At 44.2% G+C, this 16752-nt stretch carries 11 protein-coding genes and 1 tRNA gene; 5 read left to right on the top strand and 7 right to left on the bottom strand.

The genetic code is table 11. The features are described 5' to 3' along the window. A partial coding sequence (locus LYNGBM3L_RS31875; RefSeq protein ID WP_044495703.1) for a HEAT repeat domain-containing protein occupies window positions 1–512 on the top strand: 512 nt, incomplete at its 5' end. A 104-nt stretch (window positions 513–616) separates the two neighbouring features. Beyond that, window positions 617–4645 (top strand): HEAT repeat domain-containing protein, encoded by a 4029-nt coding sequence (locus tag LYNGBM3L_RS31870; RefSeq protein ID WP_008191131.1) that lies wholly within the window; start codon window positions 617–619, stop codon window positions 4643–4645. Window positions 4646–4860: 215 nt separating this feature from the next. On the opposite strand, the gene LYNGBM3L_RS31865 is transcribed toward LYNGBM3L_RS31870, so the two are convergent. From LYNGBM3L_RS31865 to LYNGBM3L_RS31855, 4 genes are all read right to left on the bottom strand, one after another. Next, entirely contained in the window at window positions 4861–7488 is a 2628-nt protein-coding gene (locus LYNGBM3L_RS31865) for a chloride channel protein (protein ID WP_008191130.1), read from the bottom strand. Between the two features lie 112 nt (window positions 7489–7600). After that, window positions 7601–8935 (bottom strand): TldD/PmbA family protein, encoded by a 1335-nt coding sequence (locus tag LYNGBM3L_RS31860; RefSeq protein WP_008191128.1) that lies wholly within the window; start codon window positions 8933–8935, stop codon window positions 7601–7603. Beyond that, on the bottom strand, window positions 8925–9050 hold the full coding sequence (locus LYNGBM3L_RS49225; RefSeq protein ID WP_267872130.1) for a hypothetical protein: 126 nt from the start codon (window positions 9048–9050) through the stop codon (window positions 8925–8927). The genes LYNGBM3L_RS31860 and LYNGBM3L_RS49225 overlap by 11 nt, the downstream gene beginning before the upstream one ends. 826 nt (window positions 9051–9876) lie before the next feature. Further along, window positions 9877–10740: a Tab2/Atab2 family RNA-binding protein gene (locus LYNGBM3L_RS31855; RefSeq protein WP_008191124.1), complete on the bottom strand. Its 864-nt coding sequence runs from the start codon at window positions 10738–10740 to the stop codon at window positions 9877–9879. Window positions 10741–11233: 493 nt separating this feature from the next. On the opposite strand from LYNGBM3L_RS31855, the gene LYNGBM3L_RS31850 reads away from it, so the two are divergent. Next, the gene (locus LYNGBM3L_RS31850) at window positions 11234–11623 is read left to right on the top strand and encodes a nuclear transport factor 2 family protein (protein WP_008191122.1); all 390 of its coding nucleotides are present in this window, start codon (window positions 11234–11236) and stop codon (window positions 11621–11623) included. Window positions 11624–11625: 2 nt separating this feature from the next. On the opposite strand, the gene LYNGBM3L_RS31845 is transcribed toward LYNGBM3L_RS31850, so the two are convergent. After that, a complete protein-coding gene (locus LYNGBM3L_RS31845; protein ID WP_008191121.1) occupies window positions 11626–12183 on the bottom strand; it encodes a (2Fe-2S) ferredoxin domain-containing protein in 558 nt (185 codons plus the stop codon). 314 nt (window positions 12184–12497) lie between these two features. Here LYNGBM3L_RS31845 and dpsA point away from each other — a divergent pair, with 314 nt between their 5' ends. After that, window positions 12498–13052 (top strand): DNA starvation/stress protection protein DpsA, encoded by a 555-nt coding sequence (gene dpsA, locus LYNGBM3L_RS31840; RefSeq protein WP_008191119.1) that lies wholly within the window; start codon window positions 12498–12500, stop codon window positions 13050–13052. Between the two features lie 225 nt (window positions 13053–13277). Here dpsA and LYNGBM3L_RS31835 read toward each other — a convergent pair. Continuing rightward, window positions 13278–13362: transfer RNA gene (locus LYNGBM3L_RS31835), tRNA-Ser, on the bottom strand. A 56-nt stretch (window positions 13363–13418) separates the two neighbouring features. Next, window positions 13419–14336 (bottom strand): TIGR04168 family protein, encoded by a 918-nt coding sequence (locus LYNGBM3L_RS31830; protein WP_008191118.1) that lies wholly within the window; start codon window positions 14334–14336, stop codon window positions 13419–13421. A 491-nt stretch (window positions 14337–14827) separates the two neighbouring features. On the opposite strand from LYNGBM3L_RS31830, the gene LYNGBM3L_RS31825 reads away from it, so the two are divergent. Next, complete coding sequence (locus LYNGBM3L_RS31825; RefSeq protein ID WP_008191116.1) at window positions 14828–16711, top strand: protein kinase domain-containing protein; 1884 nt, start codon at window positions 14828–14830, stop codon at window positions 16709–16711. The last annotated feature ends 41 nt before the right edge of the window (window positions 16712–16752 follow it).

Genomic DNA, 16752 nt, shown 5'->3' with positions numbered 1-16752 from the left:
TAGCCCTACTTCAAGGATGGGCTTGCTTTGATACTGATTCGACTGTGCGAGTTACAGCAATAGAACAGTTAGCTAAAGCTTACAAAGACCACGGAGATACCTTAGCCCTACTTCAACAATGGGCTCGATCTGATACTGATTGGCAGGTGCGAGTTACAGCAATAGAACAGTTAGCTAAAGGTTACAAAGACCACCGAGATACCTTGGCTCTACTTCAAGAATCGGCTCGCTGTGATACTGATTCGGATGTGCGATCTACAGCAATTCAACAGTTAGCTCAAGGTTGGAAAGACCAGCCTTGGTTATTTGAATTTTTATGGGATGGCACTCTCCATGAACCCTTTGAAGGTAAGGAAGACTGGGATGACAATCCTCGACAAGTAGCTCTTAATGCCATCTTGGAATATTATCCTAACCATTCCGAAACCCGATCCTTATTACAGGATAGAGCAAAGCATGACCCCGATCCTGAACTGCAGAAGTTTGCTAAGGAGGAGTTAGCAAAATTATAGATAGTAAAGGGAATCGGGAATCAGGAGTCGGGAGTAGAGGATGTGGGGAAATATACCGCTACGCGCTCCCTGGTCCCATGAACCCAAATTAAAACGGATCTATAATGATAGATAAACCGAAAACAACTACCAATAAGATGCTGGATTGGTTAGCAATTTGGGGAATTTCTAGTGCCGGTGGCTATCTGGCCAAGGAAGTAATTGGTCCTTTGGCGAAAGAAGCTCTAGAAGACTACACTAAAGATTTTTTCAAAGAGTCTATCAAAGATTATACTGGACTATCGGATCAAAATATCCAGAAAAAACTCTTGGGTAAAGCTTTAAAAGAATTTGTAGCTTTAGTGGAAGAAGAATTGGAAGATGCTGATTTATCTAAGCAAGACGTAAAACAATATACTAAACCCCTCAAGCAGTATATTAAGGATAAATCCATTAAAGCTATCCTGGGCAGTGCCTTTAAGTATGGCTGTAAACGAATAGATACCGAAAAATTAGCCCAGACTTGGATTGAGCTTAACTTATTAGAATTACCGGAAGGATTTGATTGGCACTATATTGGTAAACAGTATGTCAAGGAAGTAAGAACGATTATTCGGGAATCCGATGATTTACGGCCTATCCGAGATTCCCAAACCTTGGAAGCGATCGCAGAAAACACTAAACCAGGAATTATCCCAGATTTTGACTTAAGGGAATATCAGGAAGCACTCCTAGAGAGCTACGGTAATGTCAAATTGGATAGTTTAGATACTAGTGGCTGTGCTTATAACGAACTAAAACTATGGAAAATATTTATCCCTCAAAATGTCCGAGAAGTTCATGACTTGATGCCGGAGGCGATTCATGAACTTCCTAAGGATGATTCTCAAAAACTGCGCGAGAGTGGTCAACTACAAAGGGAAATTGACAAAGATGAGTTGAAACGAGCTAAAGAGCGTTATTATCAACAACCGATAAAATCCGTATTGGATGTAATTGAGGACTCTCAAAGCTATCGGTATTTGGTGGTTTTAGGAGACCCAGGCTCTGGTAAATCTACGTTGCTGCAATATTTAGCATTGGAGTGGGCAAAAACCGATCTAACTACTGACAGTTCTCTATCAATTCCCTTACTGATTGAATTACGCACCTATATCCGGAATTGCGATAGTGGACAGTGTAATAACTTCTTGGAATTCTGCCATCAAAGCAGTGGAGCGATATGTCATCTGAATCAACATCACCTTGATCAGGAGTTAAAAGATGGTAAGGTGTTAGTTATGTTTGATGGCTTGGATGAAGTGTTTGATCCAGAGAAACGAATAGATGTAATTACGGAGATTCATCGCTTTACCAATCGCTATCCTAAAGTAAGAGTAATTGTAACATCTCGGGTAATTGGTTATAAACCCCAACGGCTACGGGATGCTGAATTCCGTCATGTTATGCTCCAAGACTTGGAGTCAGAACAAATTCAAAACTTTATTGAGAAGTGGCATAAATTAAACTTTACTGATCAAGCCGATAAAGTTAGGAAACAGGATCGCTTACAAAAAGCCATTGAGACATCCTATCGGATTCGAGAACTGGCGCAAAATCCCCTATTACTAACCATGATGGCAATCCTGAATCGCAATCAAGACTTGCCTCGTGACCGCTCTGAACTCTATAACCAATCCTCTCGATTACTGCTCCATCAATGGGATGTGGAACGAGCATTACAAGAAGATCATCGTGTTGACCCGAAGATTATTGATGATGAATATAAGCAACATATACTAAGAAAAGTGGCATATTTTATGCAGGGTAATCAAGCCGGATTAGCGGGAAATCTGATTAGTGGAGAGGATTTAGAACGGATTATCAAAGAGGAGCTGAAATTACGGGATGTTAATGACCCGAGAGCGGTTGCTAAGGTAATGATTAATCAGTTGCGCACCCGCAATTTTATCTTGTGTTTCATGGGAGCCGATTATTACGCTTTTGTGCATCGGACATTTTTGGAATATTTCTGTGCTTGGGAATTTGTCAGGAAATTTGAGAAAACCCAGGATATTTCCCTAGAACATTTGAAAAAACAGGTATTTGGTCAGCACTGGCGGGATGAGTATTGGCATGAAGTGCTGAAGTTAATTGTGGGCATGATTGATTCTAAGAAAGCTGGAGAAATTATTGAGTATTTGATGGCACAAGATGGAGAAGCGGATGAGTTTGATAATTTATTTCTGGCAGCGGGTTGTTTGTCTGAAGTTAGGAATCGGTATCAGATTAAATCAACGGATAGTGAATTACTGAATCGCTTCAAAGACTTAATTCATGATACTATAAAGTATGATTATCAAAAGTATTTATTTGATCCAGACTTAATCTATGGTATTTCCATCCCAGCTGTTGTAGCAGTAGCCACCCATTGGCAAGACCATCCAGATACGTTACGCCTACTTCAAGAATTGGCTCGCTGTGATACTGATTGGTTGGTGCGATGTAAAGCAATTGTAAAGTTAGCTCAAGGCTGGCAAGACAACCGAGATACGTTACGCCTACTTCAAGAATCCGCTCGCTGTGATCAACATTGGTATGTCCGACTTACAGCAATTGAACAGTTAGCTCAAGGTTGGCACGATCGCGAAGCGTGGCCTACGGCCAATCAGCCTTGGTTATGGGAATTTTTATGCGATCGCACTCTCCATGACCCCTATGATGCTAATGAAGAAGATAAGAAACTCGGGTTGATCTTGAGAATAAAAGGCAATCCTAGACAAGTAGCCCTTAATGCCATCCTCGAATATTATCCTAACCACCCAGATACCTTAGCCCTACTTAAAAAATTGGCTCGCTCTGATAATGATTGGAAGGTGCGACGTACAGCAATTTGCCAGTTAGCTAAAGGTTACCAAGACCACCCAGATACTTTACCTCTACTTAAAAAATTGGCTCGCTCTGATAATGATTGGAAGGTGCGAGCTACAGCAATTGAACAGTTAGCTAAAGGTTACAAAGACCACCCAGATACCTTACCCCTACTTAAAAAATTGGCTCGCTCTGATAAAGATTCGTCGGTGCGAGTTACAGCAATAGAACAGTTAGCTCAAGGTTACAAAGACCACCGAGATACCTTAGCCCTACTTCAAAAATGGGCTCGCTCTGATAATGATTCGTCGGTGCGATTTACAGCAATAAAACAGTTAGCTCAAGGTTACAAAAACCACCGAGATACCTTACCCCTACTTCAAGAATCCGCTCGCTCTGATAGTGATTCGTGGGTGCGAGGTAAAGCAATAGAACAGTTAGCTCAAGGTTACCAAGACCACCCAGATACCTTAGCCATACTTCAAGAATCCGCTCGCTCTGATACTGATTCGGATGTGCGAGGTGAAGCAATAGAACAGTTAGCTAAAGGTTACCAAGACCACCCAGATACCTTAGCCATACTTCAAGAATCCGCTCGCTCTGATAGTGATTCGGATGTGCGAGGTACAGCAATTAAACAGTTAGCTAAAGGTTACCAAGACGACCCAGATACCTTACCTCTACTTCAACAATCGGCTCGCTCTGATACTGATTCGGATGTGCGAGGTAAAGCAATTCAACAGTTAGCTCAAGGTTACCAAGACCACCCAGATACCTTACCTCTACTTCAAGAATACGCTCGCTCTGATAAAGATTCGGATGTGCGAGTTACAGCAATTAAACAGTTAGCTGAAGGTTACAAAGACCACCAAGATACCTTACCCCTACTTCAAGAATCCGCTCGCTCTGATAAAGATTCGGATGTGCGAGTTACAGCAATAGAACAGTTAGCTGAAGGTTACCAAGACCACCCAGATACTTTACCCATACTTCAAGAATCCGCTCGCTCTGATACTGATTCGGATGTGCGAGGTAAAGCAATTCAACAGTTAGCTCAAGCTTGGCACGACCAGCCTTGGTTATCGCAATTTTTATGCGATCGCACTCTCCATGACCCCTTTGACCCTGATAAAGACAGAGATTACGAGAGAGATGACGAGAATTACAATCCTCGACAAATAGCCCTTCAGGCCATTCTCAAATACTATCCTAACCATTCCCAAAGCAGGTCTTTATTGCAGGATAGAGCAAAGCATGACCCCGATCCTAAACTGCGGAAGTTTGCTCAAAAGAATTTAGAATGAAGATAGAATTATAAAATGTCAGTTATTAGCGGTCAGTGGTCAGCTGTCAGCGGTCAGCCTTTAGCTGATAGCTGATAAATAAAAGCTGATAGCTGTTTGCGTAGCGTGTGCGTAGCACATAAGCTGAACGCGATCGCGTGTGCGTAGCACATAAGCTGACAGCTGAATGCTTACCCCGATTCCCGATTCCCGATTCCCGACTCCCGATTCCCTAATTAATGAAGTGCTTCCCTAACCAAAATCACAGTACTATCAACACCCCGTGCGATCGCTTCTGGAATATTGCCATGGATCGCCTGCTCCAATAATCCCTCTCGACTAGCTCCGATCACGACTACATCATACTTGTGAGCGTTAGCTAAACGAATCAAAGCATCAGAAACAGAATAGGAACGGATTGGAATTGATACCACATCACACATACCTTTGAGTTGCTGTTTGAGGAAATAGGTAGCTTTTTCCAAGCTAGTCATTACAGGTTCTCCAGCTTGAGGGTTAAAAACCTGAGTTACTACGATTTGCTCTGCTTTAGCAAGGGTTGCTAGTATCGGAATTAATTGTAGGGCACGGCTAGAATTCGGTCCACCAGCAATGGGGATTAACCAACGCTTCCAGGTCTTAGCTAGTGAACCGTATTTAGCAGATTTAACATCTTGTGCTACTTCCTTGCCTTGGGGTAATTTCAGCAAGACTAAATCACAGGGAGCTTGTCGAATTAAGGTATCGATAATATTACCAAAAATCTGATTAGAACTATTAGATGGTGCTCCTTTCCATCCCATCAAAATTAGATTAATATGTCGTTGTTTAATAGTTTCTAGAATTGCTTGAGCGGTATCGTGGGATATCCTGATTTGGGTGTGAACTGGCATTTCCCACCGTCGCCCTAGCCTTTCCGCTTGCCTTAGCAATCTGCGACTTTTAGTAGTATCAACTCCTGTCTGAGCAGGACTATTGCTACGGGAGATAGGTATTACCTGCAAACACTCGATTTCATAGTCCTGTACCTGGCCAATAGCAGTAGCTATTTCCAACAATACTGGTGCTGATTGGGGATTAGCTAAGGGAACCAACATCCGTCCACTGCCGGTAGCTGGAGCGCGAGTATAATAGACGCCATAGGAGGGATCAGGACTCGGTCCTAGTTGCTCTTTTTCCCCACTGAGTTGGTTAGCTTCGGCACGAATAATATCACTAAAGGTAATGATTCCAACTAACTTTCTGTTTTCTAGAACAGGTAACCGATTGAGGTGATAACGATTAAGAATGTAGAGAACGTGGCTTAAGGTGTCATTGTGTCTAACTGTGATCGGTTGTGGAGTCATCACCTCTTTGATAGGCGTATTCCCAGGCAGTCGGTCTCGGTTCTTGGCAATGTCTTCTTGAGTAATAATCCCGACCAATTTCCCCTGAGCAACTACTGGAAAGCCCCGATGACTAGAGTTACTAAAGGTCTGAATGGCTTGATCTAAAGTCATCTGACTCCCTAGGGTTTCTACCCGGCGCTGCATAATGTCAGATGCTTTCAAACCAGCTAAGGTTCTTTTGTCCACCTTTACTTTAGGCAAGCTGTAGCCTTTCCTCTCCAACAAACGTTGATAGAGAGACCCTTTGGCTAATTGATCGGCAACTAGGTAGGAAACCACACAGGTGATCATTAAAGGTAGGACTAGATTAAAGTCCGTTGTCATCTCAAACACGATCACAATCGCTGTGATCGGTACCTTGGAAACGGCACTAAAAAATGCTCCCATCCCTGCCAAGGCGTAGGTAATCGGATAACCTAATCCGAGCAGGTGATACTCACCGATGCCAACTAAATAGCCTAATGCGGAACCCAATACTAGGGAGGGATGAAACAACCCCCCTGGTGCTCCCGAACCATAGGCAATTATGGTCAGTAAGAAGTAGACCACAAAAGCGAGGCAAGTAAATTCCCAGCCGATATCACCAGTGAGCAACAACTCCCGCAAACCACTGTTGTTATGGAACTGATCCGGTAGCAGTGCTACAATACACCCACCCAGCATCCCAGCTATACCAATCCGCAATGGTAAGCTGAGCTTGAGACGGTCGTAAAAGTTCAGACTGGACAGAATTCCCTGATTAAACAAAGCTGCTAGCAATCCAGCCAACACCCCTAACAACAAATAGAAGGGAATCTCAAGAGCGGAAAAGGTGCTGGAAAAATTGCTTAGTTCCCGATTCAGATCTAGGGTACCTCCACCCAAGAGCCGGGAAACCACCGCACCAATAAAGGATGCTAGAATAGCACTACCCAGAGTTATACTAGATAAATCTGGTAACAGTTCCTCAAAGATAAAGGCTACACTAGCCAGGGGAGCATTAAACCCAGCGGCTAATCCAGCCCCAGCCCCAGCAGCAATCATTTGACGTCGGTGATCAGGAGAGGTGGGTACCCAGCGAGTCAATTGAGCTGCCAAAGCTGCCCCAATATGAACCGTTGGGCCTTGCCGTCCCATAGTCATTCCCGCCGCCAGAGATAGGATAGTACTAACTAACTTGACTACAGCCACCCGTAAATTCATCGCGATAGGAAACCGGGCAAGGGCACCTTTGATCTGAGGTACGCCACTACCTGTTGCCTCTGATGCTACAAACTCAATCAGGAATCCGCACAGTAATCCTAAGCAGAGTCCAAAAGCGGGTAGGGCAAAGCTAGGGGGTAGGATTAGAGCTGCTTGAAGCCGCCACCTCCCTAACCAGCCAATACTGTGTTTGAGTAATACTGCTGAGAGTCCTGAGACGAATCCAATCAGACAGGCTTCGGCAAGGGCAAGACTTCTTTTGGGGATCAGCCATTGGGTAATGGGATTGATCATTGATTGATCATGGGTTAATTTCCATTAGTGATTATTCGTGGGTGCTTTGTAAATACCAGGAGAATTTCTGTAGTTACAAAGAAATAAGCACCAAGCACCGAGCACTGACCCACTAATCACTAGAGGTTACCGATAGTCCTTCCACAATTAGAGAGGGTGTGTAGATGCTATCCTGCCACTCAGCATCATCACCCAGTATTACTAACTGCTTAAGGGTGTTGTAAACATTCCCAGCTACCATGGTGTCTTTGACTCGACCAATAATATTGCCTTGTTGGACTCGATACCCTAACTCAACATTGACGGAAAAGTCACCGGAGATGCCAGCACTACCGCCGAGAATCTGGTCTATGACTAATCCTTCGTCTAATTTTCCAATTAAGTCATTGAGTGACCCTTGGCCTGGTTTAATCAGTAAGTTGACGAGATCAGGGGTTGGGTAGCTGCCTAGGCTAGGGCGAAATCCATTGCCAGTTGTGCCAGTTCCCAGTAAGCGACCGGTAGTGCGATCGCAAAAAAACTGTTGCAATTGCCCTTCACTGATAAATACGAGGGATTGGGTAGGGGTGCCTTCATCATCAAAGGGGCAACTGTAAGGAAATTCAGGATTTGGTTGTTGAAACAGGGTCAGGTTTTTTGAGGTAACCACCTGACCTAGACTATCACTCCAGGGGGTGGCTTTTTCAAGTACCTGTTTTCCATTTAAGGCTGCTTCCACAGTGCCCCATAGCAAATCCGCTGCTTTAGAGGTCAACAAAATTGGCACACGACCACTGGGAGTAGAGACATTTTCCGTTGCCCAGTTGAGGCGTTGTAAGATTTGGTCTAGGACTTTGTTAGTGTTTAGGCTTTCTTTAGGCTCAGATGGGCTTAATCGAATTTGTGTACCATCACCAACACTTAAAAAGTCTTCACCCCTAACCCACTCTACCCCAAGGAAATAACTGAGGGTTGTGTCAGTGTAAGAGCAATGTAATCCTTCAGAGTTAATTAAGCTAGTGGTTTCTAACTCCCATTCCGACTCAGCGCTACACAATACTTCTGGGTAGGCATCGCGAATTAATGCGATCGCATCCGAGCCGATTGCTACTAGTTCTTCTATCGGTATAGTTTCTGGTGAGTCGGAATAGTTAGCGCTAGGGCCATCAGCCAGTTCTATAGATTCCGGTTCATTGAGTGCAGTCATGGCCATTGCCCGGTCTACTAAATCTTGTGCTGCCACTGCTCCATAGCCAACTGCTAGTCCTGGACGTCCGTCTCGCCATAACCGTAGCGCTGTCCCTTCCGATTGACTACTTTCGATTTGTTTGAGTCGATTAGCTTCAAAAAACACAGGACGAGAAAGCGATCGCGACTGATAAACCTCTGCACTAGTCGCTCCTGATTTAGCTGCTAAGTCTAACAGTTGTTCGGCTTGCAGCTCTTGGGGTATAGTTTCAGCACTCATATAGCAAAGGGAATAGGGAGTAGGGAGTAGGGAGTAGGGAGTAGGGAGTACAGGGAGTTTTTTCTAACTGAATAATATCTAACTTAAATGCGCAACAGGTTAGGTAGGTGCTCATCTACCAATATTGCATTAATTTGCACCCCTCCAAAACGTCGAAGAATCTATAGATAGATATATAATTTATTTATATATAGTTGAGTTAACAAACGAAAAAAAATGAAAAGATTTTCGAGACCCTTAAAAGCGATTTTCGCATTCTTGATGGCAGTGCAGCTGTTTTTGATGGTCTCCCCTGCAGCAATGGCCCAAGGTGATATGCCAGCCGTCCTAAGTGCTGATGGTATTTGTACTAGGGATTACAACCCCTGCGGCAATGCTAGTATCTGCGTGTGCCCGGATGGATATGAATATGATTCAAGTGTCGGGTTGTGCTTGATCGAGGACATTAATAATGCAACTAGCCGGGGATTGGACTCTATCTCAGTTAAAAGCTCATGTTCAATCCAAGTACAGCCTCTTCCGGCTACATGTACAAGGGATACCAATGCCCTTGGTTATCCCAGCAAATGCCTGTGCCCGGGTATTAGCGAATACAATCAGTTATTTGGTCAGTGCGTGATCCCATTGGGTTAATAACACTCCTGCTCGGGGCAGCCTAGTGTGATATGAGTAATGCTGCTAATAGCCTTGACTACCCCTGAGGCTGCGCCAGGACTTTCAGAACCCGTAGAACAATCACCTGTTCTACGGGTTCTTTTGTATCCCATATTCTCTATAGCAAAGGGAGTCGGGAGCGGTGCGACCCGTGGCGAATTTAATTCGCCTACGGAAAGCGCACCGAGGGAGTCGGGAGTCGGGAGCAGGTAACAAAAATTCTCACAATTTATTTTTACCTTCTGGCTGTTGCCTGTTGCCTGTTGCCTGTTGCCTGTTGCCTTGTGTTATAACTCCCGGCATAGCCAAAATCCAGCAAACTGTTCTGAAGTTGGACTCGATTGTACGGCCAGAAAATGGACAAGATTAGCGTTCTGCTTTGCTTCTTCAAAGCTTTTTGCCTCTGCCAGAATTTGGGATTTGGTCAAGTTAGCGAGAATCCAGCTATCATTGGCACCAGTTTCCAGTAACAACTTTGGCTTATCATCAGTAGTGTCAAGTCTGACAAAGGATAGCTCCAAACCTGACATCCATGCTGCTAGGGGTTTGGCTCGTTGGGAAAATATAATCACACCGGGAATGGGCGTTTCTGGGGCAATGTCCATGATCGAGACTGGGAAGGCTTCACCAAAGTCAATCTCCCACTCGTTCATTTCCTCAAAGGCAGCGGCTTGTAGACTTACAACTGCCCACTTTTGTCCCTGCAAAGCATCGGGTAATGGTTTAGGGATGGGGGATTGATAACGGACAAATGAGGAAGCAGCGGCTGCGGGGTCATAGCCTGGTTGATTGGGATAAAAGTCTTCTATCCTTTGTTTTAACCATCGCTCCAAAGCATAGGTGCGACGGCTGGGTTGAGCTGGAATATTCAGCTCATTACAGGCTTTGGTAATCATATTGTTCATCTGACGCCGAAAGAAGCGAATCTTGCTTGGTGGCTGTTGAGCTTTTGCGATCGCATCTGCCAAAGCCTGCCCCAACCAAATTGAATTCACCTGCTGGTTGGGACACCAACTGGCGTATTGAAACAGTGTCTCAGGTGAGAGATTGATGTCCAAAGGACTCTCGCAAATTAAGACTTCCCAAAGTTTCTTCTGATTTTCGTCCAAAATTGGGCGGGAGTAAAAATCGAGTTCCCAAATTGTTTCCATGCCACCATTAAGATAATCTCACCCATATTTATGATACGGCTCCAAGAGCGCAATCCGTAAGCATTCAGCGGTCAGCGGTCAGCTATCAGCGGTCAGCTATCAGCGGTCAGCTATCAGTTATCAGCTAATGCCCTACGGGCACGCTACTTGAGGTGCTATTAGCTATGAGTTTATGCCCATAGCGCACGGTACTTGAACAGCTTATGCCCTATGGGTTACCTCACAGGCTAGAAGCCTGTGCCACGATACTTGAGTGGCCAATAGACATCTCCAAAAATTAACCTCAAACCCTTGCACTGCCTGGGTCAAAACCGAGTTTCTGGAGATGTCTATTGGCCAACGGCTGACCACTGACCACTGACCACTGACTGCTGACTGCTGACTGCTGACTGCTGAATGCTGACCACTGACTGCTGAATGCTTAGATGTGATTAATCCTATTGAACTATATATAATTAAATCTATTCACAATTGTGAAACTTAACAAAAAATTATGAGTAGCGATCGCACAGAGGTTTTAGCTGCCAACACAGCATTCTATCGAGCTTTTGAGAAAAAGGACATTGAAGCCATGAGTAAGGTCTGGTCTCAAGGCACTGGTAGTCTTTGTATTCACCCTGGACGTGATGTAATCAAAGGTTGGCGGGACATTAGCTCATCTTGGGAAGCGATATTCAAGAATACCCAATACCTGGAAATTGAACCAGAGATTATTGCTACTGAGGTCAGGGACACTCTTGCCTACGTTGTTGTGCTAGAAAAAGTGTTGCAAGTTAGCAAGGGTAGAAGGATTCAGGCAGAATCCATAGCAACCAATACGTTTGAGCTTATGGCTGGCTCTTGGTATTTGGTGCATCATCACGGGAGTCCACTGATGGGCTAACTTCAGACAAAGTGTCGTTCGATCAGGGTGGGAATTTGCTGGGGAGCCACTTCGCTGTAGCGAGCTTTGTCTGGCATCATCACCAGGTTGGGGCCATGTTTGCACTGTTTGAGGCAGCCAGTTTCTTTAATTTTGACTTGGTCTTCTAAACCATGGTCCTTTAAACTCGATGCGATCGCATTACAGACCGCTTGACCCCCCCGTTTCCGGCAACTGGATTTCTGACAAACTAAAATGCTCGCTTTCCGGGTGGGAGTTTTGGGAACCAAAACAGTTGTTGGCTGCTGGTGGGGGGGAGCAGCAAGGCTCACCTCATAGGCTTTCAGTTTCAGTTTCCCAGTTTTGAGCTTTAGTTTGCTGGTGCCACTCACCTCAATCCACGCCCCAGGGATAATGGCTGGATCCAAGCTCTTTCTGAGAGGTTTAGATAACTTAATCCAATATTCGATATTTGAAACAGTAATTCTTAAGTACTTGATTTTATAGCCATCCTTAATGACAAAGTCTAATAACTGTCCTACTACACTAAACTCTGAGACTGGCTCTTTAAACTTAGACATAGTTATTTACCTCTAGGAACACTGTTTTTCTTTAATCAACCTTAAAAATGGCCATTTTTGTGGACTGAATCTTTATAATTTGCTGGGTTTAAGCCGATTTAACCAAGACAAATCCCGTTCACGGAGTCGTGACTAATAGAAAATCTATCTCAACTAATCTATCACAAATTATCCTCAATAGAGGTTCTGAAAAAGTTAAAAATTGTGTTATTAGGGACATTTCAGAGTCTAGGTTAAATAAAATGATATGTGTTAGCCTACTTAAAAGCATGGCAATAAGCCACACTTAATGAAAACGATAGGAGAACACTATTATGTCTACAACTCAGGGTCTACTACGCTCCTTTGGTGAAATTGCTGACAATCCAATTTTGCTGGAAAAAAACGTTACTACCCCAGTTTGTGAAGGATTAAACATAGCTTTAGCCAGCTTCCAAGGGTTGTATCTGCAATATCAAAAACACCACTTTGTTGTGGAAGGATCAGAATTTTACTCCTTGCATAAGTTCTTTGAAGAAAGCTACGAGGATGCTCAAGACCATGTCCATGACTTAGGAGAGCGTTTGAATGGACTAGGAGGAATTCCAGCTACTAGTTTTGCCAAATTAGCTGAATTGTGCTGCTTCACTCCTGAATCTGATGGAGTTTACAACTCTCGCCAGATGGTAGAGCATGACTTAGCAGCTGAGCAGTCAATCATTCAGTTAGTACGCAGTCAAGCCGCTCAAGCAGAAAGCCTGGGCGATCGAGCCACCCGCTATCTCTATGAGAAAATCTTGCTCAAGACTGAAGAGCGAGCTTATCACTTGAGTCATTTCCTGGCTCCGGACAGCCTAGTAATGGGATTTATTGGCAATGGAGCAAACTAAACCTACTTAAACTGAGATCTTGCACCATTGTCATGAATCGTAGAATCCTAGGGTGGGCAGTGCCTACCAACCCCTTGGCAAGCTTCATTATCTGTCTGATGCACTGCCCACCCTACATCAACTTAAACCTACTTTCTGACTCGCCCTTTGCATCAAGAAAGAAAAAATTTGAGGGTTGACCCTCAACCCTCAAGTCTCAACTTTGAACAAATATAATCTATAAAACGGAGAGGGGGAGATTCGAACTCCCGGAGCCTTTCGGCTCGCTCGATTTCAAGTCGAGTGCAATCGACCACTCTGCCACCTCTCCTGGCAAATCTATATTAACAATCCGTGGGCTCGGATGGCGACCATCTATACAAAGTTTTATACCACCAACGCTTCAGAAGTCTCGTAAAGCAATTCTTTAGATACTACTGAGTAATCCTTACCCACCCAGACCAGGGAGACTTGATCCACTATACCGCCTTTGAGAGACACTATCGAAAAATTCCGCAATCGGTCTGTATCAGTTTCGATAATTCGAGGCACACTGGCTGCATTTAAGTATACAGTCCCTTCCGGACTAGTAACAATCATTGTTCGTAGTCGGTCTTTGGTGTGCTTTAGGATGTGGTGCATATGACCAAAGGTGACTAAGGGAATGTTTTTACCCAAGGAATAGGTTTTTGCGATCGCATCTTCCAAATCCGGGTCCCCATGATCACCACCAGCAGGATACCAGTCTTTCCCACAGGGAGCTTCTGCTTGATCACCTAGTCCCGTCGGACCATTATGACCGATCAAGATTACCGTTTCGTAAGCCGCACTACGCACTGCTGCTAAAATGCGCTCCACTGATTCAGAAAAGCTATTAATCCCATACTGTTCCCTGTAAAACTTCTTATTCCGCCAACTCTGCCCGCCCCAACTGTAAGGGCGAGCACCAACTACAGAGAGATTTAAATCTGGGAAGTCAAGGTAACCATAACCCACATGGGTTGACCCCAGTAGGTTCAACTGTTGCTGTACCCTATCTTCTACTTCATGGTCATAAGGACACTTTTTCCTTCCCCATTCCGAGGCAGTATACCAAGCATCATGGTTTCCCATAATCACTGCCTTGGGTAGGTCAATAGCAGCAATCATCTGGACTATATCCACCGCCTCATTGCCGAAATCCCCGACAAATAAGACCAGATCCACACCCAACTGCTCAAGAGCTATAGCATCTTCCGCTTCCCACAGTTGATGAATGTCTCCAACAACAGAAATTTGGATTGATTGTTTTTGATGAATGGTCATACTTGTCTTACTATCGCCCCTTTTCCAGCATAAAGGCAAAAGGGCCAACAGTAATATGAAATCCAAAAAAGAATACTACATATCACCCTATTATCCCATTATCCCATTATTCCATTATTCCATCACCCCTTTGCACAGAGCTTGTTTATGAGCATCCGGATCGAGCAGCTGATGGCTGAAGAATAGATTAAGTGTAACTTTCCTTGAGGAGTGTCTAACGGTACTGAGGTATTCGTGATGGCTGATCTGAAACTATTGGCAAATTCTACCGTCTCTACTCTCTGTCCCCCCTTAGGGCTGTTTAATCTGCTCAATAGTATCTAGTCTAATGGGCAGATAGGGGAAATAGCTCAGATCACGGAGATCAGAAATACTTTATTCTTCCATTGTTCCATTCTTCGCCACCTTCGGCCTATTCCTCTCCTTGCTGTGAAGCACCATGAATAACACTTTCACAGGAAACATCAACGTAAGCGGTTAGTAAGAAGCGTATGTCTAGACTAGCGTTTAGCCCAGGGGCAGGACCAGAACAGTTAATCAATGGACGTTATCAAGTTATTGACATCCTTAACCGTGTGAGCTGGGGTCAAACTTATATTGCGGTAGACACTTACCGACCGGGAAATCCCCAATGTATTGTTAGACAATTCCGTCCTGTTAGTGATGACCCTGACTGCTGGCAAGCTGCAAAAGATATATTTCGTCGTGAAACTAAAATTTTGGAGATTATCTGTCAGCATGACCAAGTTGCCCAAATTTTAGATTGCCTAGAAATTGACCATAGCTTCTACATAGTTCAAGATTTCATCCCTGGACGACCCCTGAGTGAGGAACTCAATCAACCTTGGAGTGAAAGCAGATTGATTACTCTGCTACAAGAGGTTTTAGAAATTTTGGCATTTGTCCATCGCCAAGGGGTGATTCATGGTGATATCAAGCCAGACAATCTGATCCGACGATCAGACGATAGCAAGTTAGTTTTAACTGACTTTAGCGGTATTAAGCAGGTGCGGACACCATTAGTTGGTGTTCAATTTAGTGCCATAGCGGCTTTGGGCGCATTCGGGTATATACCAACAGAGCAGGTTCTGGGTAAACCTCGTCCCTGTAGTGACCTATATGCTGTAGGGATGATTGGCATTGAGGCACTCACAGGACTCAAACCCATACAGCTAGAAGAAGACCCATTAACCGGAGAAGCCCTTTGGCAGGACTACGCCACAGTCACTAAAGATTTCGCTGCCATTATTCAGCAGATGGTGCGCTATTACTTCAAAGACCGTTACCAGTCTGCTGATCAGGTTTTGGAGGCACTCCATTCCTTAACTAGTTCTAAACCATCTATAAACTTACCAATGTCCCCAGCACCACCAACATCCCCAAACCCCTACAAAGAAAAAACTGACGATACTCTGCTTGAGCCAATTGAACCAGAGACTCTTCAAACCGAGGAAACAGAGGAAACAGAGGAAACAGAGGAAACAGAGGAAACTTATTTTCCCTCTGTGCCTACTATTCCTAAAAGAAGGGCTAGTGGACTTAATCTCACCGCAATCGGAGTTTCCACATATCTAGCCTTATTAGTCGTAGCTGGAGGCTACTTTTTACTCAAGACTCCCAACCAGGCAGAAACTAAGCTAGCACAGGCTGAGCAAAAGTACCAGGAAGGAGATTTAGAAGCAGCACTGAACCTGGTAAAATCGATTCCGGAAGATAGTGAAGACTATCAGGATGCTCAAAATGCGATCGCTCAGTGGCAAAAGGATTGGAAAGATGCCAAAGCCCTATTCCCCCTCATCAAAACCGCCTTTGACCAACAGAAGTGGCTAGAGGTAGTTGAGCAGGCTAGTCAGATTCCTAATATTGTCTTCTGGCAACAGCAAATAGAACCTATGGTCAGCCAAGCTCAAGCCAATCTTGAGAAGGAAGCTTACCAGTTACTAGAGCAAGCTTACAACCAGGCTATCGAGAGAGACTTTACTGGTGCACTCAACACATTTAAACAAATCCCAAAGGGAACAAAAGCCTACGCTACAATTCAAGAAAAAGTTCCTGAGTACACTCAAAAGCGAAACATCAAAGCGAACTTTCTTCTTCAGCAGGCTTACAATCGAGCCGCTCAGCAAGACTTTACCGGTGCATTGGTATATTTGAAAAAAATTCCTAAACATACCGATGCCTATGCTAAGGCTCAGTCAAAAATTGTTGACTATACCGCTAAGCAAGAAATTAGGGCTAACTATCTATTAAAGATGGCTGATAATCAAGCTGTTTTGAACAACTACACTAAGGCTTTGGATTATTTGAGACAAATTCCTGAAGGTACCTCCGCCTATGCCAGAGCTCAAGCCAAAATTCAGCAATATACTCGATAAGCTGTTGTGCCTTTCAACTGTCTATTATTGAAATCAAATAA

Source organism: Moorena producens 3L (genome assembly GCF_000211815.1).
Classification (GTDB): domain Bacteria; phylum Cyanobacteriota; class Cyanobacteriia; order Cyanobacteriales; family Coleofasciculaceae; genus Moorena; species Moorena producens.
This window is presented reverse-complemented; position numbering and strand designations above follow the sequence as displayed.